Here is a 23,925-nt window from a genome sequence, read left to right as displayed (position 1 = left end):
CCGCGATCCTTATCGTCGGCGGGCCAGCTCCCGCTGTATATGATCCAGCAGAATATCGATGTTAATGGGTTTACGCAAAAATGCAGCGGCGCCCAGGCTAAGAGCGTACCGCTGCATATTTTCATCAGCATGACCGGAGATAAAGATCACGGGCGGCGGGGGAACGGCCAGCAGCCGCAGCTTGTCAAACAGCTCCAGGCCGCTCATGCCCCGCAGCTTGATATCGGCGATCACCAGCGCCGCGCCGGACAGGGCGAGCGGATGGCTCAGAAACACCTCTGCCGAATCAAACGTATCGGCGGCATACCCTTCCGACTCCAGGAGATTACTCAGCCCGCTGCGGACGGAACGTTCGTCATCAATGATGGCAATGCGCCACGGCAGCGTCATGCTGTCTTTCCTCAAAAAAATCATTAAACGTCGCGATCGTCCTTCGCGGGCGCGGGGGGCGCCGTGCCGCTGATTTTCGGCACGCATTCGTGACGAAACCAGGCGAGGGTAAACGGTTCGCGACTCATTAAACGCCGTCCCACCGGGATGAGCTGTTCACCCACCAGCATGCCAAACAGGCCAAGCAGGGCGACAACCGGCGGTGCCGGGGAATGAACGTCGAGCAGGGCGTAAATTACCCCAGCAACCACGCCGCACACCAGCGAAATTATCCATGCTCTCATGACGTCGCTCCCGTCTGCGATTTCACCTGCGGAACCGTTACCTGAGGAGGCGGCGCACCGTCGCGGGATAACAGATGGCGCGTCGCCTGTTCACCCGCCAGCATCCCCAGCAGGCCAATCAGCGCCAGCGCGGGCGGCGCGGGGGAGCGCACCTTCAGCACGGCATACATCAGGCCAATCAACACGCCTGCGGCAAGGGATATCAGCCCAGTACTCATTGTGAACTCCAGAGAAAGAGGCAGCGGCGAGCCGGATGAGGGACCAGCCCGCCAGCGGAACTTAGCGAGCCGGGACCGGCGCTAAGGTGCGGTGCTCGCTCTTCTGGCGAGACGGTGCTTTGTGCACCATGGTGTAGGCGTAATCCACGCCCATGCCGTACGCGCCGGAGTGTTCGCGCACGATATCCATCACCGCGGTGTAGGTCTCTTTACGCGCCCAGTCGCGCTGCCACTCCAGCATCACCTGCTGCCAGGTCACCGGGATCACGCCTGCCTGGATCATGCGCTGCATCGCGAAGTCGTGGGCTTCTTTGGAGGTGCCGCCGGACGCGTCCGCCACCATATAAATTTCGTAGTCGCCTTCCAGCATCGCGCACAGGGCAAAGCTGTTGTTGCACACTTCGGTCCACAGGCCGGCAACCACCACCTTCTTCTTGCCGTTAGCCTTCAGCGCGTCGCGCACCTTCTGGTCGTCCCAGGAGTTCATGGAGGTACGCTCCAGAATGTCCTGGCCCGGGAACACGTCCAGCAGCTCCGGATAGGTGTTACCGGAGAAGCTTTCGGTCTCTACGGTGGTGATGATGGTCGGGATGTTGAACACTTTGGCCGCTTTCGCCAGCGCCACGGTGTTGTTTTTCAGCACCTGGCGGTCAATCGACTGCACGCCAAACGCCATCTGTGGCTGGTGATCGATAAAGATGATCTGACAGTTCGCAGGGGTTAACACTTCGAGCTTTGAAGAGGTCATAGCATTTTCCAGTGGTTAAGGGTAGAAATCGCCGCGAGCGCCGCGACGATAAAGTCACCCTCATCCTGCGGTTTTCCGTCGCCGCGCGTAATTATCTCTTCGTATAGTTAACCTTAGGTATAGTTATACTTTGGTATACCTATCCTATTGTATAACTGGATCTTTGCCGAAACCGGTTCCCATAATCCTGACCATTCCCCCTCTCAGTCAGGAGCAGTTATGGTTACCCTCGGTAAAGCCGATCTTATTCTGGTTAACGGCCAGTTTCACACCGTCGATCGCGAGAACCCTGTCGCGGAAGCCGTTGCCGTGCGCGACGGAAAATTTCTGGAAGTGGGTACCGTCGCCGAGGTGATGCAGCACCACTGCGACGGCACTAAGGTGGTGGATTTAAAAGGCCACACCGCGATCCCCGGCCTGAACGACTCGCATCTGCACCTCATTCGCGGCGGGCTGAACTACAACCTCGAGCTGCGCTGGGAAGGCGTGCCGTCCCTGGCAGACGCCCTGCGGATGCTGAAAGAGCAGGCCCTGCGCACGCCGTCGCCCCAGTGGGTGCGCGTGGTGGGCGGCTGGAGCGAGTTCCAGTTTGCCGAGCGCCGCATGCCGACGCTGGACGAGATTAACGACGCCGCGCCGGACACCCCGGTCTTCATCCTGCACCTGTACGACCGCGCCCTGCTCAACCGCGCCGCGCTGAAGGTGGTCGGCTACACCAAGGATACGCCGAACCCGCCGGGCGGCGAGATCCAGCGCGACGCCAACGGCAACCCGACCGGGATGCTGATCGCCCGCCCGAACGCCATGATCCTCTACGCCACGCTGGCGAAAGGGCCGAAGCTGCCGCTGGAGCAGCAGGTTAACTCCACCCGTCAGTTTATGCGCGAGCTGAACCGCCTGGGGCTGACCAGCGCCATCGACGCGGGCGGCGGCTTCCAGAACTACCCGGAAGATTACGAGGTGATTGCCGAGCTGCACGAGAAAAAGCAGATGACCATCCGCATCGCCTATAATCTGTTTACCCAGCGTCCGGGCCACGAGCTGGAAGACTTTGAAAAATGGACCGACATGCTCACGCCGGGCCAGGGCAGCGACTTCTTCCGCCACAACGGCGCGGGCGAGATGCTGGTCTTCTCCGCCGCCGACTTTGAAGACTTCCTCGAGCCGCGCCCGGACCTCGCGCCGGGCATGGAGGACGAGCTGGAGCGCGTGGTGCGCCATCTGGTGGAGCACCGCTGGCCGTTCCGCCTGCACGCCACCTACAACGAATCCATCAGCCGCATGCTGGACGTGTTCGAGAAGGTGAACCGCGATATTCCGTTCAACGGCCTGCACTGGTTCTTCGACCATGCGGAAACCGTTACCCAGGCCAACATCGACCGCATCAAAGCGCTGGGCGGCGGCATTGCCGTCCAGCACCGCATGGCCTTCCAGGGGGAGTACTTTGCCGAGCGCTATGGCATCGAAGCTACCCGCCACACGCCGCCGGTGGCAAAAATGCTCGAGACCGGCGTGCCGGTGGGCTTAGGGACGGACGCCACCCGCGTGGCGAGCTACAACCCGTGGACCGCGCTCTACTGGCTGGTCTCCGGCCGCACCGTCGGCGGGATGCAGATGTACGATCACAGCGCCCGTCTGGACCGCGATACCGCCCTGATGCTCTGGACCCAGGGCAGCGCGTGGTTCTCCAGCGAGCAGAACCAGAAGGGGCAGATCAAGGTCGGCCAGCTCGCCGACCTGGCGGTGCTGAGCAAAGACTACTTCCGCGTGCCGGAAGAGGAGATCAAGGGCATCGAGTCCGTCCTGACGGTGGTCAACGGCGACATCGTCTACGCCGCAGGCACCTTCGGCCCGCTCGCGCCACCGGCCATTCCGGTCCTGCCCGAGTGGTCCCCGGTGGTGAAGGTACCGGGCCACTACCGCAGCGCGCCGCCGCAGGCTACGCGCGTGGGCATGAGTGTGGCTCACCACTGCAGCGGCCCGTGCGGGGTTCACAGCCACCAGCATGATTTCGCCCGCACGTCAGAGATGCCGGTGTCCGACGATAACGCTTTCTGGGGGGCGCTGGGCTGCAGCTGCTTTGCATTCTGATGAAAAACACTACTATGCCGCCCCGGGTCGACCTGGGGCTGTTCTTCCTGCGCCTCACCGGCAGCCTGCTGCTGCTCTACGTGCACGGCCTGCCGAAGGTGCTCCACTTCAGCGAAGAGCTGACGCGCATTGAAGATCCGTTCGGCTTCGGGCCTTACGCGAGCCTGATCCCGGCGATCGTCGCCGAGGTCATCTGCCCGCTGTTGATCATTGCGGGCGTCTACACCCGCCTGGCGTGCCTGCCGATTATCGCCGTGCTGCTGGTGGCGATGCTGGCGGTACACCCGGACTGGTCGATTGCCGAAGGGCAGTTTGGCTGGCTGCTGCTGATTATCTTCACCACTCTCGCCCTCACCGGGCCGGGCCAGTGGCGGCTGCAGCGTAAGGCAACGGAGAGGTTCGCATGACCCAGGTTAACGACGTTCGCGACGCACACGTCGAGACGGCGCCCGCGCGGGCGGTTTCGCCCTGGCAGCCGCTGAGCCAGCCGGTGTTCCGCATGCTGTGGATCGCCACGGTGGTCTCTAACGTCGGCTCATGGATGAGCGACGTCGGCATCAACTGGAGCATGCTGACGCTCAGCGCCGATCCGCTGGATATCGCGATGGTGCAGGCGGCGAGCAGCCTGCCGATGTTTCTCTTCGCCCTGCCGTCCGGGGTGATGGCGGACATCGTTGACCGGCGTAAATACCTGCTCTTCTCCCAGCTGTGGGTGTTCATCGCCGCCGCCGGGCTGACGGTGCTCTCCTTCACCGGACACGTCACCCCTACGGTTCTGCTGGTGGCGACGTTCCTGCTGAGCGTGGGCGCGGCGATGAGCTCGCCGCCGTTCCAGGCCGTGGTGCCCGATCTGGTGAGCAAGCCGGAGCTGGGTGCCGCCGTGGCGCTGAACTCGCTCGGGGTGAACATCAGCCGGGCGATTGGTCCCGCGCTGGGCGGTTTTCTGCTTTCGCTCGCCGGGCCGTGGATGGTGTTTGCCCTGAACGCGCTGTCCGTGGTGGGCGTAGCGTGGGTGCTGTGGCGCTGGCGTCCGGCCCCGTCCGTGCAGCGCCTGCCGCCGGAACACTTCTTCTCCGCGGTGCGCTCCGGCATTCGCTACGTGCACGCCGCGCCCGTGCTGCGCAACGTGCTGGTGCGCACCGTGGCCTTCTTCGTTTTCGGCAGCGCGGGCTGGGCGCTGCTGCCGCTGGTGGCGCGCCGCGAGCTGGGCTTAGGCCCGGCGGGCTACGGCGTGATGCTGGCGTGCATCGGCCTGGGGGCGATTGCCGGGGCGATCCTGCTGCCGCGCCTGCGCCAGCGGCTGAACGCCGATCGGCTGATGGTGGCCGCGAGCCTGGTTTTTGCCCTCACCATGCTAGCGCTGGCGTTCGTGCGCCACGTCTGGCTGCTCAACCTGTTTGAGTTCTTCACCGGCTTTGCGTGGATTGCGGTGCTTTCCACCCTCAACCTCGGCGCGCAGCGCAGCGCCGCCCGCTGGGTGAAGGCCCGCGCGCTGGCGGTCTACCTGACGGTGTTCTTCGGCTCGATGACCACGGGCAGCGCCATCTGGGGGCAGATCGCCTCTCAGTTTGGCACCCCGACCTCGCTGGTTGTCGCCACGCTGGGGATGGTGCTGGCAAGCGCCACGGTGTTCCGCTGGAAGCTGGAGAAAGATCCTGATTTGAACCTCGACCTGAGCGGCCAGCCGCTGGACGGCGTGGAGATTGAGCTGCCGAACGAGCGCGGCCCGGTGCTGGTGTCGCACGAGTACATCATCGACCCGCAGAAAGCGAAAGCCTTCCTGGAGGCGGTACACGAGCTGCGCCGGGTGCGACGCCGCGCCGGCGCGATGAGTTGGGCGGTATATGAAGATATTGAGCGCCCCGGCCTGTTTATTGAGACCTTCCTGATGGGCTCGTGGATTGAGCATCTGCGCCAGCAGGAGCGCCACACCATGAATGACCTCCTGCTGCAGAGCCGCGTTCTGGCTTTTCATCAGGGCACAACATCACCGGCAATTCGCTATCTGGTCGCGCCGGTATAACCATAACCATCACCTGTACAGGAACACACTATGGCAACGTTTAAGGCAAAAGACGGCACGCAGATTTACTACAAAGACTGCGGCGCCGGCAAACCGGTTCTCTTCAGCCACGGCTGGCCGCTGGACGGCGACATGTGGGATAGCCAGCTGAACTACCTGGCGGAGCGCGGCTTCCGCGCCATCGCCTTTGACCGTCGCGGCTTTGGCCGCTCGGATCAGCCGTGGAACGGCTACGACTACGATACCTTTGCGTCCGACATTAACGACCTGATCACCACCCTGGACCTCCAGGACGTGACGCTGGTGGGCTTCTCCATGGGCGGCGGCGACGTGACCCGCTACATCAACAACTACGGCAGCGCGCGCGTGGCCGGTCTGGCGCTGCTGGGCGCGGTCACGCCGATCTTCGGTAAATCCGACTCCTTCCCGCAGGGTGTGGATCAGAGCGTGTTCGACGGCATTCGCGACGGACTGCGTAAAGATCGCGCCCAGTTCATCAGCGACTTCGCGACGCCGTTCTACGGCACCAACGCCGGGCAGACCGTCTCTGCCGGTGCCCTGACCCAGACGCTGAACATCGCCCTGCTGGCATCCCTGAAGGGCACCATCGACTGCGTGACCGCGTTTGGCGAAACCGACTTCCGCCCGGATATGGCGAAAATCGACGTGCCGACGCTGGTTATTCACGGCAGCAACGACCAGATCGTGCCGTTTGAAAGCACCGGCAAGCTGGCGGCAGAGATGATCAAAAACGCCACGCTGAAGGTGTACGACAACGCGCCGCACGGCTTCGCGCTGACTCACCAGGACCAGCTTAACGAAGATCTGCTGGCGTTTGTGAAGTCGCTGTAATTTTTTCCAGGCCGGGTGGTAAGGCGCAGCCGCCGCCCGGCGCTTTTGCAGACGCGTTCCGCTCCGCCAGCAGCCGACAAACCTCCGCATGCTTCTCCTCGGTAAAGGTAAAGCGCGACATAAAGCCCATGCGGATCAGCGACCCAATCGCCGGCAGCAGGCAAATCCCAAAGAACAGCCCCGACAGCACGCCTTCGCTCTGGATTTGCGCCTGCGGCACGTAGCCGATCATCGTCAGAAACACGCCAATAAGCCCGCCGCCCACCGCCACCGACATCTTGCCGGTAAAGGTCTGCCCGGAGAAGGTGATCGCCGCGCAGCGCTTGTTAGTGTGGTACTCCGCGTACTCAATGGTGTCGGCAATCATCGATGAGGTGAGGATGTTGGTCATCATCACGAATAGCGTGCTCAGGCCGAGCAGAATAAACAGCATCGTCACCTGCTGATATCCGACAAACCACATCACCACGCGCCCCGCCACGTCCAGCCCGCAGAGGATCATAAACAGCTTCCGCTTCTGCATCCGGCGCGTCAGCATCGGGGCGACCAGGCACAGCACCGCCGCCACAATGCCCATCACGCCAATCGCCATCTGCAGGCTGCCGTCGCCCAGGTTGTTGATAAAGAAGTAGATATACAGCCCACCCGCCACGTTGTGGAACACGCAGAAAAAGAACGACAGCAGGACGATAAACAGCGGCTTGTTCTGGCGCAGGTTGTGGAAGGTGTCGCGAATGGTCACCTTTTCCGGGCTCGGCGGCACACGCTCTTTGATCTGCATAAAGCCGTTGAGCATCAGCGGCAGGCCCACCAGCATCATCACCAGCGCCGCCATAAAGTAGCCTTTATCGTTGCTGTACTGGGCGAAGAACGCCGCCAGCTTCGGGAAGAAGATATTGGCGCAGGCAATCCCGGCGTTCACCCCGAGCATCGCCGCCGTCACCGCGCGGGTGCGCTGGGCGGAGTCGTTGGTCATCACCGACGACATCGACCAGAACGGGATATCGGAGATGGCGTACAGCGTCCCCCACAGGATATACGTCACCCCGGCGTAGAGGATTTTGGTGGTCATGTCCGCTTCGATTTTATAAAACGACAGCAGCGTGACGCCGGTAATCAGCAGCGGCGCGATCAGCAAAAAGTGGCGAAACTTGCCGAACCGGCTGTTAATGGTATCCATAATGCTGGCAAACAGCGGATCGTGAACCGCGTCCCACGCGCGGGCAATCAGGAAGATGGTGCTCGCCGCCAGCGCCGAGATCCCCAGCACGTCGGTGTAAAAATAGTTAATAAACGAACCCACTAAACCAAAGCTAAAACACTGACCTAAACCATAGCCAAAATAAGACCACAACTCGCGAGACGGTATTTTCATTGTCGTTGCCATAGTGCGTACCTGGTTGCCCGGCGACAGCGCGCCGGGTCGTTATTATTAGCCCTGCGGATTCGGGGCGATTTTGCGCAGCTTCTGCATCAGCGCAATTTCAGCGCGTGAGAACGGAATCCCGTTCTCCTCAAACACGTCGTGGAACCAGAGGCGACAGTAGTCCGTGGACTCTTTCATCACCACCGGCCACGGCAGCCACGTCTGGGTCTTGCCGCGCACCAGCCCCCACTGATACGGCGCAACCTTCGCCATGTACATCAGCGGAAGCTGCTCTTCAATCGTGCTGCCCACGTGGCGCGCCAGCCATTCGGTGCAGAACAGCGGGCGACCGAGCGCTTGCAGCTGCTGAATCATCGCCGTCATGCGCCCCGTGTGGGTGTAGGCGTGGAAGCTCACCACGTCCGAGAGCGCCAGCGCGGTCTGGTCAAGCGGGTGCTGGAAGAACGTCTCGCCCTCCTCTTCCGGCGGGACGCGCCACGCGCAGACGGTGAGCGGCTGGGTCGGGTCTTCTTCACGCACCCAGCGGAACGCCAGCTTCATCAGCGCGTGGGCGCAGGTCTCCAGCTTCGCGTCGTACTGCACCTCCTGCGTGCCCGTCGCGAAAATGCCGCGGTTGCCCGGCTCGTTATAGAGATCCCACAGTAGCACGCGCTTATCGTCGCGGAACTGGCGAACAACGTCGCGGATATAGCGTTCAATCTGCGGCCAGCAGTCGGGATCGCACACCTTATCGCGACCGGGGCTCGCCGCCGCCTGGCTGTTATGCTTGCCCGGCACCGGCGGCTTTTGCGGGCCAAGGTACGGCTCGTCACCGGAGAAGCCGCAGTCGTCCATCAGGGTCAGCATGGTGCTGAACCCGTGACCGTCGGCAATCGTCAAAAAACGATCGATACGCGCCATCAGCCCGTCGCGATCGTGTTCCCAGACGATAAACGGCAGGTTGATGCGCAGGGTGTTGTAACCCGCCTCCGCCGCCCAGCCCAGCTCGCGGTCAATCGTCCCGGCATCGAAGGTCTCTGCCTGCCAGATATCGGTCCAGTTCACCGCCGTCGACGGCAAATAGTTAAACCCGCACAGCCAGCCTTTTTGTTCATACCACGACTGTGCCTGCTCCCTGCTCCACTGCTCTTTCATTACGCATCCTCTTACTGATAATGTTTAGCTAATAAATATTAGCTGCGGGATAAATGCGCAAATTACGGCGTTTAGAAAAGCGATGCCCCTCACAAAGTTCACGCTTCGATGAATGAGAAACGTGATCGACGGCGCTAAAGCGTGCGGTTAGGGTATGATGCGAAGTCGCGAAAGGGAGAGGACGGATGAAGCGAAAAACAAAAGTGACGATGAACGATATTGCGCGGGCGGCAGGGGTGTCGCAGGCAACGGTATCGCTGGTGCTCAACCAGTCCCGCAACATCAAGCTCAGCGACGACACCCGCCAGCGGGTGATTAGCGTCGCCACCGAGCTCGGCTATGACCGCCTCCCCGCCGTTCACGCCCCGCGCAACCAGGAAGAGATCGCCCTGCTGGTGAGCTCCATGCAGAGCTTCGACCCGTTTATCGACGCCATCAGCCAGGCGCGGGAAGCGGCGTGGCGCAACGAGACCCTGCTCACCGTCTACGACTACGGCGACGACGTGGAGCTGGCGCTGAACATTATCCGCCAGCTGGAGAAGCGCAACTGCATCGGGATTATTCTCGCCTCTCCGGTCACCACGCTGGTGGACATGACGGCGTTTCACGACTGCACCCGCATCCCGCTGGTGCTACTCAACCAGCGCGACCCCGGCTCGCCGCTGCTGCCGTCGTTTATCCCGGACGACTACGCCAACGCTTTCCAGGTGACTAAACACCTCATCGCCTGCGGGGCCACGCGCATCGCCCACATCACCGGCGAGAGCTGGATGGAGGCCTCCCGCCAGCGTCTGGCGGGCTACCGGGCGGCGCTACAGCAGGCCGGATTAGCGTGCGACGACGGCCTGGTGCGTCAGACCAACTGGCAGTTCAGCGAGTCCTTTACCGCCACCACGGCCCTGCTGGAACTGGCCGAGCGCCCAGACGCCATCTTCTGCGCCAGCGACTGGCTGGCGATTGGCTGCTATCAGGCGCTGGCGGTGAACGGCGTGCGCATTCCGCAGGACATGCTGCTGGCGGGCTACGACGACCAGAAGATTTCCGAGCAGCTCACCCCGCCGCTGACCAGTATTCAGCTGCCCTACAGCGAGCTGGGACGGCTGGCGGTAGAGTACCTGTGCAATGAGGAAGATGCCGCCACGCACGTGACGCTGGCGGGCAGGCTGAAAGTGCGCGCCTCAAGCCTCGTCTGAGGTAAACACCATGCCCGCGTAGGGCTTCTCGCGACACGCCGCCAGCCGCGCGGCGAGGCTGCCCACGTGCAGCTCCAGCTTGTGCCCGTCCGGGTCGAGAAAGTAGAACGACGCCCCCTCGCTTGTGTTCTGCTTCCAGACGGTGACGCCCGCCTGCTCAAGCCTTTGCGAGAACGGTTCAAAATCCGCTTCCGCCACGGTAAACGCGTAGTGGGTATAGTCGCTCTCCTGCGGCGGCACATACCGGCGCGCCTCGTCGTACGACAGGCAGACCCACAGATCGCCGCAGGTAAGATAGGCCCCGGTATTCCAGCGGGCGTGCAGCGTCAGCCCCAGCAGCTCGTGCCAGAAGCTGATGCTTTTTTGCAGGTCGCTGACCGCGAGGGTCAGGTGGTTGAGAGATTGCAGCATGACGTGCCCTTTTGTTTTTCGCGCCGGACGTGATACGGTAAAGAGATGAACATAAACCACGCCGTCCTCACCGTAAACCGCTGGTGGCTGCCTTCTTAAAGGCGGCACGGAGTAGTATTCCCCATTTTCAGATAGCCGCCGAAAGGCGGCTTTCACATTTTAAGACCCCTTTCGGCATTACAACGTTAAGGAGTCTTTATGAACGCACCCACCATCCTCACCGGCGATCGCCCAACCGGCCCGCTGCACCTTGGCCACTTTGTCGGATCGCTGCGCCAGCGCGTGGCGCTCCAGCACACACACAACCAGTTTGTGCTGATTGCCGACCTGCAGGGGCTGACCGACAACGGCAGCAACCCGCAAAAAATTCGCGACAACATCCCCGAAGTGCTGGCCGACTACCTCGCCGCCGGCATCGACCCGAACCTGACCACGATCTGCCTGCAGTCCGCCCTGCCCGCCCTCGCCGAGCTGACGATGCTGTATATGAACATCGTCACCGTCGCCCGCGTGGAGCGTAACCCGACGGTGAAAAACGAGATTGCGCAGAAGGGCTTCGCCCGTTCGCTGCCGGTCGGGTTTATGGCCTACCCCATCAGCCAGGCAGCGGACATCACCGCGTTCAAGGCCGAGTGCGTGCCGGTCGGCGACGACCAGCTGCCGATGATTGAGCAGACCAACGAGATTGTGCACAAGATGAATAGCCTGCTGCCCGCCCCGGTGCTGCGCCACTGTAAAGCGATGCTGAGCGACACCAGCCGCCTGCCCGGCATCGACGGCAGCGCCAAGATGTCGAAATCGCTGGGCAACACGCTGCACCTTTCGGCCAGCGAAGAGACCATTCACCGTGCGGTCAGCGCGATGTACACCGACCCGAACCACCTTAAGGTGAGCGACCCAGGGCAGATTGAGGGGAACGTGGTGTTTAGGTACCTCGACGCGTTTCATCCGGACAAGGAGAAAGTGGCGGCGATGAAGGCGCACTATCAGGCGGGCGGGCTGGGTGACCGGGTTTGTAAGAACGAACTGGAGGCGTGTTTGCAGGAACTGATTGCACCGATGCGGGAGCGGAGAGCGATGTATATGCGGGATAAGGGGGAGCTGATGGCGATGCTGAAGCGCGGGACCGAACGGGCGCAGGGGGTGACGCAGGCGACGTTGAGGGAGGTGAAGGTTGGGCTGGGGGTGCTGGTGTTTTAAAACACAGCTTAAATAATAATCCCGGCGCAGGGCCGGGATATTTATCAGACGTTGCGCTTAATCACCGGAATATCGCCGGTGTCATTTAACGCACCCGGAAATGTTTTTAACCACTGTGCGACTTTCTTTTTATTTATATTCACCACACTCATCCCTTCCAGGCATCCCCATAATTCTCTTGTATGCTGCGGCGTAATCACAATGCAGTCTTTCATGGCGCGGATTTTTACGGGCATACCGTTGATAAAGCCTGCACGGGTTAACCACTCGCCGCCCAGAAGAAGGTATTTCATGTCTATGCGTGCATACAGTTCGCAGCAGGCGGCACTGTCCTGCGGCGTTTCCGCGCGCGGATGGACGGGCGCCGCATTGAGCTGGTTGCCGTGAAGTCGACGGGCGCTGTTTTTGCGTACCAGCTCGCGGTTTTCAATCATGCCGGTGAAAGCGTCTGATTCTGTTTTGCAAACAGTAAACTCTGGCTTAAAATTCGTCGCAGCCATTTTCAACTCCTTCATAGTTGTTTGTGGTTAGCGGTATGGGGGTGTTGCAGCACCTTCATATCGCGAATTCTCTCTTTAAATATTCCTTGATACTTCCTTTGCCGTTCGGCGTAATTTCTGGTGCTCATTATACAGGGCTGAATATAAATACAGCGGTTTGGTGTGGGGTAAATTTGGAATTTGCGAGGAGGATTCAGGAAATAGCGTAGTGTGCGGTAAGGTCATGTTTTAGTTGATTGTAGGTTGCCTGTCCTGAGTTTTGCGAGCATCATCGCAATTATTTACCTTCTTCCGTAACGCGATGGCTTCCAGCAAAACTCTCGAACAGGCAATTGCCGACATCACCATCTGGCGCAAAGGCGAACAGCGTGCGCCGCATAAGCCTTTATTACTTCTGTACGTACTGGCGAACTATCAGCAGGGGCATGCACGACTGTTTAATTACGGAACCGAGGTCCACGAGCAGTTGCTTAGCCTGTTAGAACGCTTTGGCCCACAGCGGAAGGCGCATTACCCGAATATGCCTTTCTGGCGGCTCAAAAGGGATGGATTTTGGGATCTGAAGAATACAGAGTTTTGTTCGACCACTGGCAGTAAGCAGCCGCCCGTTCAAGAACTTGTGGAACATAACGTCGCAGGCGGGTTTGATGAAGAACACTTTGCGCTGCTGAATAAGAACAAAAACCTGACCGGCTCGCTGGCGCAGCAGATCCTTGAAGCGCACTTTCCTGAAAGCATTCAGGAAGAGATCGCGGATGAGATGGGTTTTGATATCCAGCAGATTCGTAAGGTTCGCGACCCGCTATTCCGCCAGCAGGTGCTGCGCGCTTACAATTATGAATGCGCCATCTGCGGATTCAACATGCGGCATGATAACGCCTCAGTAGGACTCGAAGCCGCGCATATTAAGTGGAAGCAGTTTGGCGGGCCGTGTGAGATCCCGAACGGACTGGCGCTGTGTGCGATTCATCATAAGGCGTTTGATAAGGGGTCGATTGGGCTAGATGAGAGTTTGCGGGTGCTGGTGTCAGAGGCGGTGAATGGGAATGGGATCGTTGGGCGGTTGTTCTGGGATTTTGCAGGGAAGCAGATTGCGCTGCCAATGGTGAAAGGGAACTATCCAAAGGAGGGGTATGTGGAGTGGCATCGTAGGGAGGTGTTTAGAGGATGAGTGCGAAGGCCGCACCGCGATTAAAGCCATAAAGCATTGAAATAAATAGCTTTATAAAAGTAACGAGCTACTGTGTATACTCACATGTATACTCAACGCGATTTCCTGTGAATACAGCTAGCTGAAAACTACTCTTCATCTTCTTCCACAGGCTCCAGCGCGTCAAGTACGACTCGCACCATGGCAATAGAACCAATACGGATAAAAGCATCTTCACCGTCTTCATCGGTTAACATATAACGATCTGTGGTTTCAGGCTCGCAGTCCAGCTTTTCAAAGAACGCATTCAACTGACCGATATCATCCGTCTCTTCGTTTTGCGGTGCATCAGGCTCAACGCTCAGCGGAATCACTGGGCCACCGTTCACCAAGGTGATATGGACATTAAAATAATCATCTTCTTCTTCAGCAACGATTGGCGGTAGACCATCAGACAAGAACTGGTGAAATACTACTTCGCGCATATTTAACGCATAGCGATACTGGTCCGAGTCAAAGACAAAGAAGCGCTCTACATTCGGGCTAGCTATTTCCTGAAAATAATAATAAAACCTCCGCTTATCCACAGCAGAAATGGGCAATAATAAATAGTCCTGCTGCCCCTGTAGCCAGAGTTTTACGGTCCAGAGACCGCTATCCATTTCAATACCGCTTGTGGCTATCGCCTCAAGATCTTCATCAGTTTTACGGCGCTTCTTGTGAAAGTCGTTAATCAACTGATCGCTTTCCGGGAATACGATATTTAAAGGCTTATCTAGGGCATTGCATATCGCCTGTACAAGGCCCAGCTTTGCTGCCACCTTTCCGGTTTCGATACGCTGGATTTGCTGTTGGCTGGTGCCGACCATATACGCCAGCTCGCGCTGAGTAATCGACAGTTGAGTACGAAGCTGTTTGATATTGTTTTGTACCATGGTATCGCTCTTCTGATGAGATTGATGACAAGCATTAAAACACAAAAAAGCGTAAAAACACATTTATGTGTTTTCAGATGAGGATTCGGAATAAGTGTGGAAGATTTGAAAGACCATTACCCAAAAGAGAAGACCTTTTATACTCACTTAGCAGCCAGCATTCCCGGATAGTGCTTCGCGATGATATCGTTCATCTTCTCTACCAGATCCATACGCTTAAACGTGATATGTCCGCTCCCCTTCTGAAAATAGCGTATAGTAAATAGCTCATCCTCAAAGACCTGCTGATGCGGGTTATCGCGAATAAAATCCATCATTCGGATAGTCACATCGTGCCGGTTATCGGGAATGGTTTTACCATCCAGTAGGAACAACATGCGCTCCAGATCGGCTAACTGGTCACGCCGCCAGCCCCAATTCAGGCCATAGCCCCATTTATCGTACTTCACCAGATTGTTAACGATAATCTTCTTGCCGAAGTAACAGGGGTTATTGGTTTTGTAATCCCAGCTTAATCCCCTGAACACATTGATGATGCCACGCTCAAAGACCTCCTGTTTGTTGTGATGAAGCTGCTCAAAGGTGCTGAGAATATTCTCTTCACTGACAGCGGGAATATCGTCCTTTTCCAGACTGTTGTACCACTGTTCACGGGCAGCAGCATCCATCAGGCTGAGCATCCCCGACTTCTTCATCAAATCCCGCCATATACCGCGATCGAGATTGCGGGTAATAGCTTTCATCGCCGCTTCTCTTTTTTCCATCAGCCAGCAGCCACATCGGAAATCCTGCTTCATCGCCCAGTCCAGTGCCGTTTTACCGCCGATACTGCGGGTCAGCGTCGAAATATCATCAAGTTGCTGCATCAGCGTTTCAATCTGTACCAGCGCGGCATTACGTCCGGTGACGATGCGTTCAATGCTGGTGGAACAAATCACGTCGGTATGGTCGGTTAACACTTCGGCTTCAGCCTGCATAGTAAATCTCCATAAATAAAAAGACCCGCAACGAATGCGGGCCGGGGGTTATGCATCAGTGGGGTTAGCGGGATTGCGGGTAAAACAGGGCGCGAAACCATCGATCGATGTAACCGATCGATTTTCGAAAATTGATCTGCAAAATGAATTATCCCTCCGTACAGCCCCTGTGCAACAATCCCGAAAACGAATTTAAATGATTGTTTATCAATCCATTTCCTGTCTCGACGAGGGGCGACTGCCTTTTGTCCTGAGAACACGGCAGTGAAATAACGTAACGGATGATGTGATGAAAAGATGCGCACGCTGTAACCGAAAAAGGTATGTTCTGGACCGGATTTTCGGACTCGATAAAGAATTCTGCGACGAGTGCTTATTTGATACCGAGCAGGAAATCAGGGAAAAACATATTATCCCCGTCAGGCGTCAGAAAGATGACAGTCAGGGGAAAGCGTAGCCCGGTATGAAGCCTGAAATTGATGTCAGCGTCATTATCCCGGCCTTCAATGCGCAGGCTACCATCGGTCACCTGGTGCACAAACTCCTGAACGAGCAAACGCTCCGCATGGAGGTGATTGTCGTGGATGACGGCTCCACCGACGAAACGTGGACCATACTCAGCGCCATCACCGATGAGCGGCTGATGCTTATTCATCAGGAAAATCAGGGGGTATATGCCGCACGTAACGCCGCGCTGGCGGTGCACGGCGGCGAGTGGGTGGTGTTCCTGGATGCGGATGACCAGGTAGCCGACGGATTTTTGCAGGAACGGCTAAGGGCTGCTCATGAAACACAGGCCGATGTTGCCGTGTTCAATGGCTGGCGGGCCGACAATGCCGGTCTACAGCGCTCGCCCGTACACTGCAAACAGCCTTACGGTCAGTTGCTCACCGGCCAGCAGTGGATACGCCATTGCGTGAAGCAGCGGGAATGGCCGCATTATCTGTGGCTGCAGCTCTCCCGTTCGGCGTATATCCGCGAGCATGACCTGCGATTCCAGAAAGGCAAAAGTCACAAAGACATTCTCTGGACCATCCAACTCGCAGCCGGAAATGGTCGGTTTTATTTTGCCGACCGAAAAGATTACACCTACATCAGCAATCCCGCGTCCATTACCCACCGGCAGGATTATTACGATATCCGGGCCACCAGCTATATTGACGTGATTACTGATATTCTCGCCCTGAGTGAACAACAGCCACACTGCGCTACACGACGCGCTCTGGTCAGACATGCTCTGGTGGAGTGTCGTCATTTTCTCGGGCTGTATCGACGCAAAGTCAGTCATCAGCAAGCGCTGCGTATCCGCTTTCGTACACGGATAGCCTGTTGCCAGCTACTGTCCGGGATAAGCAGCCTGAGCGATGTTTTTTTCCTCCTTAAGCTGATTCGTAAAATTTACTTCTCCACCGTTGTATCGAAGGAGCAAGGTTAATCTGTGGAATTCGCGAATATTCTGGAACGGGCATGGCAAACTGCGGTTACAGGCCATGGCAACATCCCGTCAGCCAGGGCTATCGTCGAGCGCTGGTATAATAAAGGTGGAAACCTTAACCAACGCGCCAGACGATTTATACGTCGCGAGTGTCTGTGGACAGCCGTTCATTACCGCAATACCGAAGTTGTGCTCACCCGGCAGTTTCGTCTGCTGGCAGTGCTGCTGTATCTGGAGGGCTATTTCCTGGAAAGCGATACAGCCTGTATGCACCCGGAAAAATGCTTTATTTTGCTCAACGCCCCGGAAATGGCTCCCGGCCTGATAAATGGCGCTGCTCCTGAGGTTCTGGCGGCTTTTTGTCGCGATATCCATTACAACAGACGCCTCTCCCCATTCAGATGTTACCGGCATACCCTGAGGGTGAGCGAACAGTTATACCTGTTGCTGATGGAGCAACCTCACCGCTAAAAACGCCCGCCAGCTATGCTGGTGCTTACGTTGTTTAACGGACATAGCCTGTTCCAGGAACCAGCAATGCCCGTAACTGGTGCAGTGCGCAGACATCTTTTCGCGCCTGCTCTATCCAGGGTAACAGGGTCGCAGAATCCGTCCTGTCTTCGTCGTTGTCGAAAATAAGCACAGTGCCACAACTGATGTTGTCCTGAAGCCATTCAGTCAGAATGTTGAGAGCGGCTTCAGTGGTTAATGCCAGCATAAGTTTTCCTTAATGTTTTTGAGGTGGGGTTACCAGTCAAACGTGACGAATCCCGGCAGGATATCGCCATCCGCATCCAGATGAATAATACCAACGGCGTAGCGGCGAATAAGCATCACCACTAACCGGCGGCAGACTTTCGACAGACCGAGGCGTTTGAGGCGTAAGATCGGAAACGACCACGCCTCCAGGTGGATCAAATAGCCGGAGCCAAAAAAATGGATCCATTCAGACTCTACAAAATCTTCATGCTGGTGCGACAGTGTATACAGCAGAGAATTGTCTTCCGCCGTGATGTGCGCAGTGCTGCAGCAGATACCGGGTAATGACGTAAAGGGTGGCAGTGGTGATTCAACGATTGCCTTACCCGGTTCATCGGCGATCCGTAGCGTGCAGCCGTTGTCACAGACCACATTGATCAGGTCTGCCAGTTCAATACCGTCAATATCTACAGCGATCCGGCCCATATTGAGCGCCAGAACGTTGATGGTATCGGCTTCTACGGTGAGGGACAGTTTCATGGCTGCACCTCGCGGTATTTACCGGTGGTGATGTTGGTCACCGTTCTGTAATCGCTGCGGGTCATCAGCCCGGTGGCTTTCCGTGCACGGAGAATATCGATACTGCTGATAAGCGGTGACTGTGATGCCGCGCTGAAGCCGTGACGATCGGTACGTACCAGGTCGTATTTTTCCACGATAAAATTCACCGCGTCGCACAGTGAGATACTCGCGTCGATATGCTCCTGAATGACATCATCGTTGCCAAACGGCGTGTCGTTAAGTGTCAGACCGTAGTGACGATCCAGCAGGTGACTTAGAAGCCGTTGCCAGATCTCCACGGGAGACGGGCGTGTCGGTGCCTCCCGCGTTTGGGATAGTGGTTGGGTTTGCATAGTGGGATCTCTTTGTTGATGGGTTAAACGAGGATAAGTAGTACGAAGATTTACGTGCTTGCTGCAGGTGTTGGATAAATCACAATATAAATGTACCCGTGTGAGCCGAGGCTATCTGCTTCGCAGGTCAGACCTTTCGCGTAAAGCGTGACGCTGTGCTGATGGCGGGGATTGAGTTCGCCGCTGGTGAGCATGAGTTCCAGTTGTTTCAAAAGTAACGGGAACGCCTGATCCAGATGGCGTAAATCCGCGTCGCAGAACTGCCCGGTGATACTGGCGCGCTCGGCGAGATAGTGCAGCCGGTTGCCTTCCTGCACCAGACGAGCGCCAAAACAGGGCGTGATATTGCGTTTAAGTCCCCACCAGGGTTCAGAAACATCGTGGTTTACTGCCGGTATTTCATTCGACAATTTTAGCGTTCCTTAAATTAACGTTAATTTAGCGTGACACTGCGCAATACGACATACGGGCCATTGCGGTCCTGCCGACGCTCCGCGAAGACCGCGAGCACTCCGCTGATATCCTGGACCTCACGACCAGCGTAGTGGCAGATACTGCCGGACCATGTGTATTTACCCGTGCAGAAGGGAAATAACCGGGACTGCGGATGCTGGCGGTATATCGCCATTGCCTGACGTTTGCTGATGATTTTCATCGCTATTTCTCTCCTTAAATCCAGCCTCTCTCAGAAAACGAAACTATTTCCATGCCGCCGACCACCATGTGATCCAGCAGACGGATATCCACCAGGTCCAGCGCCTGCTGAATACGCGTGGTGACCTGACGATCGGCCTTGCTGGGTTCGGCAAGCCCTGACGGGTGGCAATGGGCGACAATGACAGCGGCGCAGTTGTATTTCAGACCGGCCTTCACCACTTCGCGGGGATGGACCTGCGTATGGTTGATGGTGCCGGTAAAGAGCGTTTCGTGGGCTATCAGGTGATGCTGGTTATCAAGGAAGAGTGCGGTAAACTCTTCGCGCTCCAGTGACGCGAGCTGCAGACGCAACCAGTCACGTACTGAGCTACTGGAGGTAAATGCCGCGCCAGGTTCGCGTAGCTGGCACGCCAGCAGGGTTAAGGCTTCCCTGATGGTTTGCTGGTCAGCAGGGGCTAATTCACGTGCAAACAGCGGTAACTGTTGTTCCATCTTCTTATCCCTCAGTCGATGATGTGCATGATGGCACCACATTCCGCGTGGTTCAGCGCATAGTCGCGCAGGCGGTAGTAGTGCTCCGTCATGGCGTCGCATTCGGTACGGCAGGCGTGGTGGCTGTATGCCATCAGACAGACGGCTATTCCGGCAGCTTCGGCACTGAGTTCACCGCCGTTGCCGTTCATAGTGTTGAACAGCGACCACGACTCACTGTTCTCCGCTTCCGGGGCCATAAACGCCCCGCCGTTGCTGAGAGTATAAAAATTCCAGATACCGCCGTTGTAGTCTGCGCAGAAGCGGTCCATCCACGTGAAGATGGTCGGCTCAAGGATTATCCACTGCGGTATGCTGCCGAAGTGCTGCGGCCAGAAGCCCACACGTTGCTCATCAGGTACGAGCGTGGCGTTAATCTGATGTTGCGCTGCAAGCGGAACGCTTTCTTCCGGGGTGAAGAGTGGCAGAGTGTTGCGGGTCATGTTGTTTTTTCCTTGTTCATTCATTAAGTTGGGGAGACCGGTTTAACCGGAGTGACGGGCAGGATTGCGCATAGCCGTCTTCATCACAGTGTGAGGGCCAGCGGTCGTCGGTGAGGCTTAACCGGCAGAGGCTGGGTTCGCCGGGGCGGTAGAGCAGATGGGTGCACCACGCGCACAGGTCGTCATCAGAGATGGCACGGCAGCCTGGCTGGTTCGCCAGAGATACCGGATATATTCCGGCCTGGCGGGCGTCCGCAGGAACATACCGCATCAGCTCAGAGCCTGCTGCATCTGTTCCGCCATCACCCATAAAGCCCGGTTGAGCTTAATGTCGCCATCAATTCCGTTAACCGCGCGGGTGTGGCTGCGTTTGCCCTTCGCGGTACGCCCGGGCAGACCACCTTTCAGCAGGTTTTCCTGGCAACGATTGAAGACCGACCACAGGTCGTTCTGGCGATCTTCATAGCGTCTCGGCGTCAGGATCTGTGTGGCGGTGACCGGCTGGTGTTCTTCACCAAAACGGTATGTCAGTGCCGCTTCGGCCAGGGCGTGTTGTGCTGGTGGAGGTATCAGCAGCGATTCCATGGCGCCACGTTTCGCTTCCACCCGGTCAAATATTCCCAGCACCTCGTAAGCGCCTTCAATGACCTTTTCCACCACGTTGCCCCGGTGTGGAACCCTGATTTCGCCAAACGACTGTCCGCAGACGAGCGAATTTGTGCAGACGCTTCGGAATATTCCTGGTAATAGCTGAAAACTCGACGCACCATCATGTGAATTAAGAATAATGATTTCAGGTACATGCTGACCGTTTATCTGACCCGCCCTGCGCAGACGTAACAGGTGTTTGGTATGTTCCCGACGCTCCGGATCGCGGACGCGCGACTGGCAGGCGAAGAAGGGTTCGAAACCTTCACGCTGCAGGTTCTCCAGCAGGGTAATCGTCGGAATGTAGCAATAGCGCTCAGAGCGGGAGTCGTGTTTGTCTTCTCCGAATACGCTGGGAACAACCTGCATTAATTCTTCATGGGTTAAGGGGCGGTCACGGCGTATCTGGTTTATACGGCCAAAGCGGCTGGCTAATCTCATGGTGAGTACCTCTGGTTAATAAAACAGCATAAAAAAGCGCCACAGGCAGTGAGCCCGGACGCCGTTATTCCGTTCGTGTGGTATTGATAATTTCTGTCGCGCGTTGGCTGCAGATGCTTTATATTGCGACGCACCCGGCCTCAGATCGGGGCAACCTGTGTGTCATATCGCCGCCGGCGACCTCCGTACCGGCATTTTTTTACCCCTTTCTGACTCCGTGGCTGGCGATGTAGCGGTTAAGCCATTCCCCAGCGTTAGCTTCAAAATTCCATGCCCGCCAGATCAACTGCCCCTCGCTGTCGCGAATCACCAGCCGAAAATGCGTAGCCTGATCGTCTTCTATGGCGATATTGCGTTAAAACACCACTACAGCTTCAGCCTGTCGGCGGGTGAACGGACCGGGTGGTAATGGACTGTCGTCAGTGTTTTGCACGGTGAGCTCCTCTTGTATCCGGCACAAAAATAAATGCCCCGCTCAATGAGCAGGGCGCTGGACGGGGCTGGCTAAAAAGCCAGGAAGGTATTGCGGCGGAGGTGTTGTTATCGTGGTGGGTGCTAAAGGCATTACGGAATATCAAACTTCGCCACGCAGCCGTTATCGCCGAACGCCGGTATGACTCCTGAAGCTCCCTTCAGCGTGAAGACGGCAGGTTTTGCACCTGAGCCGGAGACGAGCACGCGTTTACCGGTACGCAGCTTGTTCCATGCCCACATGAGGTTGTTCTCTCCCACGTGAGAGTCGCTTTCGCTGATATTTGCCTCTTCTTCATTATCAATTTTCATCGTCAGGGTCTGACCGCTGTCCATGCTGACCTGATGGCCGGTCGCGTCGGTGAAGATGATGGTGGCGGCTTGTGACCCCGAGCTGTCGCAGGCGAGGTACAGCTGTGACTGCCCCTTGCCGAGGATGACATATTCCGCTGTACCCTGTGCGAAGCCGCTGGTCCAGGTATCATGGCTACCGAACGCCAGCGCCTGCCCTGAGAAACAGAGTGCAAGGGTAAGAGGGAGTATCGATTTGAGTAACAAAATAATTTTCCTTTAATAAACAATAAGAAAGTTGGGGGCATTAGAGGTTGATGTTAAAAGCGGTTTATTCGGTCACCGTGAAGGTGCCCTGGTCGGTGAATACCCTGGCTTCAAGAAAGCTGCAGACCACGCCTGCGGGTGGCTGAAGATAGGTATGACCGAAATGCCAGGTCAGGCCGTCAGCAAAATGCATAGTGGTGGGGGTAAAGGTAGCCCCCTGCGCCACCCAGCCCTCAAGCCTTTTGCCCTGGTATGTGACGGTTCCTTTTGTCAGCAGCGGGCATTTTCCCCGGTTGACGTCAATATTCTTAATGACAACGGTGTCAGTTTTAGCCGTAACGGTGACATTGATACCCTGTATGTTCTTCTGAATATCGACATTAATGATGTCATTTTCAGTCGCACCGGCAGTTGAGGACAGGGTTGCCAGCAGAATAATGGCTGCAGCAGCGGTATAATATTTAGTCATAAAGGTTCCTTAAGACATGACAATTCCTGCGAGTCATCTCATTGATTTTTAATGAAGAAATAACGTAATGACATGAATCCCAATGGATTATGTAACTGAGGGGCTTATCAGGTACAACGATGAATATCGATCTGTTCGATCGACGAATTCGATCGTGACGAAGCAAAAACGCTTATCAACATAAATGAAGATGTTTATCTAACCAAAGAAAAATCCCCACAGGGAGCGTGCCGCACGGGCGACGGTGTGGGTCACCGCATGCAGTGCTGTGCGGGCCACCTGCGGCAGAGGGGCCAGGTCAATGACCTTATCAATCACCTCCACCACGGCATCGCCAAAGCTGTTGCTGGCGGTGCTAATAACGGCATCGGTGCGATACCCGTTCTGCAGGTGCGGCACAAGCGGACTACGGGCCAGCTTTGGGAGGCGGGTAATCATGGCCTCCACCAGGCGCGACAGCCGGTAACGCCCCCGGACAGAGACTGGCAGAATATCTATTTCTGCTATCTGCAATTGACGTGCCACCGCTTGCTGTTTCTGTGCAATACGCTCTGCCTGTAACGCCGAGGGCTGGGCCGACGGCCAGTTCCACTGCTCGGCGGGTTCGGTTTTGTCCACCTGGTTGAGTATCCATAACAGCGGTGGCTGCGGTCCGCTGTACTGCGCGAAGACATCCTGATAAAACTGCTCTTCCACCGCATAGGCGCGGTCATCGGCTTTGAGTACCCACAGCACCATATCGAGTTGTGGCATGAGGTCACGATACAGTTCACGGTATTCACCATCACGGGTAACACTCTCGCCCACACCGGGTAAATCAACCAGCGTCAGGAAGTGATTACCGAAACGTAGCCGGACACGCTGTGGCTGACGGGTGCAGGCTTCCACGGCATTGACAGTACAGACTTCGCTCCGGAACAGTGCATTGCACAGCGAGGATTTGCCGACGCCGGTTTTCCCCATGATGCCAATCACCGGTTCATACGTAACGAGTCGGTTGAGCTCCTGCAGCAAATGCTGGCGTAGCGCGTGTGGATAACGCCGCAGATGGCGACGGATAAGGACATAGCCTGAGGGATGTTTCATATCGGCCTCTGAATGAAAAAAGGCCATCCGAAGGGGATGGCCTGTTAGATATAGACGGGAGGGAATTCAGTAAGATGATA

Annotated in this window: 31 protein-coding genes and 1 pseudogene; 9 read left to right on the top strand and 23 right to left on the bottom strand. The window is 57.0% G+C overall.

Annotated features, from left to right (window positions below; all coding sequences use genetic code 11):
• Positions 1-9 precede the first annotated feature (9 nt).
• The 4 genes from ACMGGH_RS08280 to ACMGGH_RS08265 form a co-directional block, all read right to left on the bottom strand.
• Complete coding sequence (locus ACMGGH_RS08280) at positions 10-390, bottom strand: response regulator transcription factor (RefSeq protein WP_028015364.1); 381 nt, start codon at positions 388-390, stop codon at positions 10-12.
• Positions 391-413: 23 nt separating this feature from the next.
• Positions 414-674, bottom strand: a complete 261-nt coding sequence (locus ACMGGH_RS08275; RefSeq protein WP_232948667.1) for a XapX domain-containing protein — start codon at positions 672-674, stop codon at positions 414-416.
• A complete protein-coding gene (locus ACMGGH_RS08270) occupies positions 671-892 on the bottom strand; it encodes a DUF1427 family protein (RefSeq protein ID WP_028015362.1) in 222 nt (73 codons plus the stop codon). Before ACMGGH_RS08270 ends, ACMGGH_RS08275 begins: the two co-directional genes overlap by 4 nt.
• A gap of 61 nt (positions 893-953) precedes the next feature.
• Positions 954-1,640, bottom strand: coding sequence for a hydrolase (locus ACMGGH_RS08265; RefSeq protein WP_023331928.1), 687 nt, complete (start codon positions 1,638-1,640; stop codon positions 954-956).
• A gap of 219 nt (positions 1,641-1,859) precedes the next feature.
• Here ACMGGH_RS08265 and ACMGGH_RS08260 point away from each other — a divergent pair, with 219 nt between their 5' ends.
• The 4 genes from ACMGGH_RS08260 to ACMGGH_RS08245 are packed head-to-tail and all read left to right on the top strand — an operon-like array spanning position 1,860 to position 6,606.
• Positions 1,860-3,731 (top strand): amidohydrolase, encoded by a 1,872-nt coding sequence (locus ACMGGH_RS08260; protein WP_045259557.1) that lies wholly within the window; start codon positions 1,860-1,862, stop codon positions 3,729-3,731.
• Positions 3,731-4,138 carry a DoxX family protein gene (locus ACMGGH_RS08255; protein WP_028015359.1) on the top strand — a complete coding sequence of 136 codons (408 nt, stop codon included), beginning with the start codon at positions 3,731-3,733 and terminating at the stop codon, positions 4,136-4,138. Before ACMGGH_RS08260 ends, ACMGGH_RS08255 begins: the two co-directional genes overlap by 1 nt.
• Positions 4,135-5,754: an MFS transporter gene (locus ACMGGH_RS08250; RefSeq protein ID WP_232948668.1), complete on the top strand. Its 1,620-nt coding sequence runs from the start codon at positions 4,135-4,137 to the stop codon at positions 5,752-5,754. The genes ACMGGH_RS08255 and ACMGGH_RS08250 overlap by 4 nt, the downstream gene beginning before the upstream one ends.
• Before the next feature lie 30 nt (positions 5,755-5,784).
• On the top strand, positions 5,785-6,606 hold the full coding sequence (locus ACMGGH_RS08245; protein WP_044597222.1) for an alpha/beta fold hydrolase: 822 nt from the start codon (positions 5,785-5,787) through the stop codon (positions 6,604-6,606).
• On the opposite strand, the gene ACMGGH_RS08240 is transcribed toward ACMGGH_RS08245, so the two are convergent.
• Complete coding sequence (locus ACMGGH_RS08240) at positions 6,569-7,993, bottom strand: MFS transporter (RefSeq protein WP_232948669.1); 1,425 nt, start codon at positions 7,991-7,993, stop codon at positions 6,569-6,571. The genes ACMGGH_RS08245 and ACMGGH_RS08240 overlap by 38 nt on opposite strands.
• Before the next feature lie 45 nt (positions 7,994-8,038).
• Complete coding sequence (locus tag ACMGGH_RS08235; protein ID WP_232948670.1) at positions 8,039-9,127, bottom strand: cellulase family glycosylhydrolase; 1,089 nt, start codon at positions 9,125-9,127, stop codon at positions 8,039-8,041.
• Between the two features lie 185 nt (positions 9,128-9,312).
• On the opposite strand from ACMGGH_RS08235, the gene ACMGGH_RS08230 reads away from it, so the two are divergent.
• A complete protein-coding gene (locus tag ACMGGH_RS08230; RefSeq protein ID WP_232948671.1) occupies positions 9,313-10,320 on the top strand; it encodes a LacI family DNA-binding transcriptional regulator in 1,008 nt (335 codons plus the stop codon).
• On the opposite strand, the gene fosA is transcribed toward ACMGGH_RS08230, so the two are convergent.
• Positions 10,306-10,731, bottom strand: coding sequence for a FosA/FosA2 family fosfomycin resistance glutathione transferase (gene fosA / locus ACMGGH_RS08225; protein ID WP_232948672.1), 426 nt, complete (start codon positions 10,729-10,731; stop codon positions 10,306-10,308). The two genes, ACMGGH_RS08230 and fosA, sit on opposite strands and share 15 nt — an antisense overlap.
• 198 nt (positions 10,732-10,929) lie before the next feature.
• On the opposite strand from fosA, the gene trpS reads away from it, so the two are divergent.
• On the top strand, positions 10,930-11,931 hold the full coding sequence (trpS, locus tag ACMGGH_RS08220; RefSeq protein WP_232948673.1) for a tryptophan--tRNA ligase: 1,002 nt from the start codon (positions 10,930-10,932) through the stop codon (positions 11,929-11,931).
• A 44-nt stretch (positions 11,932-11,975) separates the two neighbouring features.
• Here trpS and ACMGGH_RS08215 read toward each other — a convergent pair whose 3' ends face one another.
• Positions 11,976-12,431 carry a SymE family type I addiction module toxin gene (locus ACMGGH_RS08215; RefSeq protein ID WP_194386353.1) on the bottom strand — a complete coding sequence of 152 codons (456 nt, stop codon included), beginning with the start codon at positions 12,429-12,431 and terminating at the stop codon, positions 11,976-11,978.
• 301 nt (positions 12,432-12,732) lie between these two features.
• On the opposite strand from ACMGGH_RS08215, the gene ACMGGH_RS08210 reads away from it, so the two are divergent.
• Positions 12,733-13,602: a phosphorothioated DNA-binding restriction endonuclease gene (locus ACMGGH_RS08210; protein ID WP_232948674.1), complete on the top strand. Its 870-nt coding sequence runs from the start codon at positions 12,733-12,735 to the stop codon at positions 13,600-13,602.
• Positions 13,603-13,730: 128 nt separating this feature from the next.
• Here the strand turns inward: ACMGGH_RS08210 and ACMGGH_RS08205 are convergent, their stop codons facing one another.
• Positions 13,731-14,516, bottom strand: coding sequence for a helix-turn-helix transcriptional regulator (locus ACMGGH_RS08205; RefSeq protein WP_420299110.1), 786 nt, complete (start codon positions 14,514-14,516; stop codon positions 13,731-13,733).
• A gap of 143 nt (positions 14,517-14,659) precedes the next feature.
• Positions 14,660-15,493 (bottom strand): DUF4942 domain-containing protein, encoded by an 834-nt coding sequence (locus tag ACMGGH_RS08200; protein WP_420299109.1) that lies wholly within the window; start codon positions 15,491-15,493, stop codon positions 14,660-14,662.
• A gap of 463 nt (positions 15,494-15,956) precedes the next feature.
• On the opposite strand from ACMGGH_RS08200, the gene ACMGGH_RS08195 reads away from it, so the two are divergent.
• Both ACMGGH_RS08195 and ACMGGH_RS08190 read left to right on the top strand, forming a co-directional pair.
• The gene (locus tag ACMGGH_RS08195; RefSeq protein ID WP_420299108.1) at positions 15,957-16,928 is read left to right on the top strand and encodes a glycosyltransferase; all 972 of its coding nucleotides are present in this window, start codon (positions 15,957-15,959) and stop codon (positions 16,926-16,928) included.
• A gap of 3 nt (positions 16,929-16,931) precedes the next feature.
• The gene (locus ACMGGH_RS08190; protein WP_420299107.1) at positions 16,932-17,399 is read left to right on the top strand and encodes a hypothetical protein; all 468 of its coding nucleotides are present in this window, start codon (positions 16,932-16,934) and stop codon (positions 17,397-17,399) included.
• Positions 17,400-17,433: 34 nt separating this feature from the next.
• Here the strand turns inward: ACMGGH_RS08190 and ACMGGH_RS08185 are convergent, their stop codons facing one another.
• The 13 genes and pseudogenes from ACMGGH_RS08185 to ACMGGH_RS08125 all read right to left on the bottom strand — a co-directional run bounded on the left by ACMGGH_RS08185 (position 17,434) and on the right by ACMGGH_RS08125 (position 23,845).
• Positions 17,434-17,646: a hypothetical protein gene (locus ACMGGH_RS08185; protein ID WP_277284111.1), complete on the bottom strand. Its 213-nt coding sequence runs from the start codon at positions 17,644-17,646 to the stop codon at positions 17,434-17,436.
• Between the two features lie 29 nt (positions 17,647-17,675).
• Positions 17,676-18,167: a DUF5983 family protein gene (locus tag ACMGGH_RS08180; protein WP_420299106.1), complete on the bottom strand. Its 492-nt coding sequence runs from the start codon at positions 18,165-18,167 to the stop codon at positions 17,676-17,678.
• A complete protein-coding gene (locus ACMGGH_RS08175; RefSeq protein ID WP_420299105.1) occupies positions 18,164-18,541 on the bottom strand; it encodes a TA system toxin CbtA family protein in 378 nt (125 codons plus the stop codon). Before ACMGGH_RS08175 ends, ACMGGH_RS08180 begins: the two co-directional genes overlap by 4 nt.
• 50 nt (positions 18,542-18,591) lie before the next feature.
• Positions 18,592-18,951, bottom strand: coding sequence for a type IV toxin-antitoxin system YeeU family antitoxin (locus ACMGGH_RS08170; RefSeq protein ID WP_420299104.1), 360 nt, complete (start codon positions 18,949-18,951; stop codon positions 18,592-18,594).
• A 23-nt stretch (positions 18,952-18,974) separates the two neighbouring features.
• Positions 18,975-19,196 (bottom strand): DUF987 domain-containing protein, encoded by a 222-nt coding sequence (locus tag ACMGGH_RS08165; protein WP_241950344.1) that lies wholly within the window; start codon positions 19,194-19,196, stop codon positions 18,975-18,977.
• 14 nt (positions 19,197-19,210) lie between these two features.
• Complete coding sequence (gene radC, locus ACMGGH_RS08160; RefSeq protein ID WP_420299103.1) at positions 19,211-19,690, bottom strand: RadC family protein; 480 nt, start codon at positions 19,688-19,690, stop codon at positions 19,211-19,213.
• Positions 19,691-19,701: 11 nt separating this feature from the next.
• Complete coding sequence (locus tag ACMGGH_RS08155; protein ID WP_420299102.1) at positions 19,702-20,172, bottom strand: antirestriction protein; 471 nt, start codon at positions 20,170-20,172, stop codon at positions 19,702-19,704.
• A gap of 16 nt (positions 20,173-20,188) precedes the next feature.
• The gene (locus tag ACMGGH_RS08150) at positions 20,189-20,443 is read right to left on the bottom strand and encodes a hypothetical protein (protein WP_420299101.1); all 255 of its coding nucleotides are present in this window, start codon (positions 20,441-20,443) and stop codon (positions 20,189-20,191) included.
• Complete coding sequence (locus ACMGGH_RS08145; protein WP_420299100.1) at positions 20,443-21,261, bottom strand: DUF932 domain-containing protein; 819 nt, start codon at positions 21,259-21,261, stop codon at positions 20,443-20,445. Before ACMGGH_RS08145 ends, ACMGGH_RS08150 begins: the two co-directional genes overlap by 1 nt.
• 199 nt (positions 21,262-21,460) lie before the next feature.
• A pseudogene (locus ACMGGH_RS08140) lies at positions 21,461-21,694 on the bottom strand (DUF905 domain-containing protein).
• A gap of 131 nt (positions 21,695-21,825) precedes the next feature.
• Positions 21,826-22,290: a hypothetical protein gene (locus ACMGGH_RS08135; RefSeq protein WP_420299099.1), complete on the bottom strand. Its 465-nt coding sequence runs from the start codon at positions 22,288-22,290 to the stop codon at positions 21,826-21,828.
• A gap of 64 nt (positions 22,291-22,354) precedes the next feature.
• Positions 22,355-22,759, bottom strand: coding sequence for a hypothetical protein (locus ACMGGH_RS08130; protein ID WP_420299098.1), 405 nt, complete (start codon positions 22,757-22,759; stop codon positions 22,355-22,357).
• A gap of 198 nt (positions 22,760-22,957) precedes the next feature.
• Positions 22,958-23,845 carry a GTPase family protein gene (locus tag ACMGGH_RS08125; RefSeq protein ID WP_420299097.1) on the bottom strand — a complete coding sequence of 296 codons (888 nt, stop codon included), beginning with the start codon at positions 23,843-23,845 and terminating at the stop codon, positions 22,958-22,960.
• Between the last annotated feature and the right edge of the window lie 80 nt (positions 23,846-23,925).

Origin of the sequence: Enterobacter sp. BNK-16 (assembly GCF_048684955.1) — a bacterium.
GTDB classification, from domain to species: domain Bacteria; phylum Pseudomonadota; class Gammaproteobacteria; order Enterobacterales; family Enterobacteriaceae; genus Enterobacter; species Enterobacter bugandensis.
This window is presented reverse-complemented; position numbering and strand designations above follow the sequence as displayed.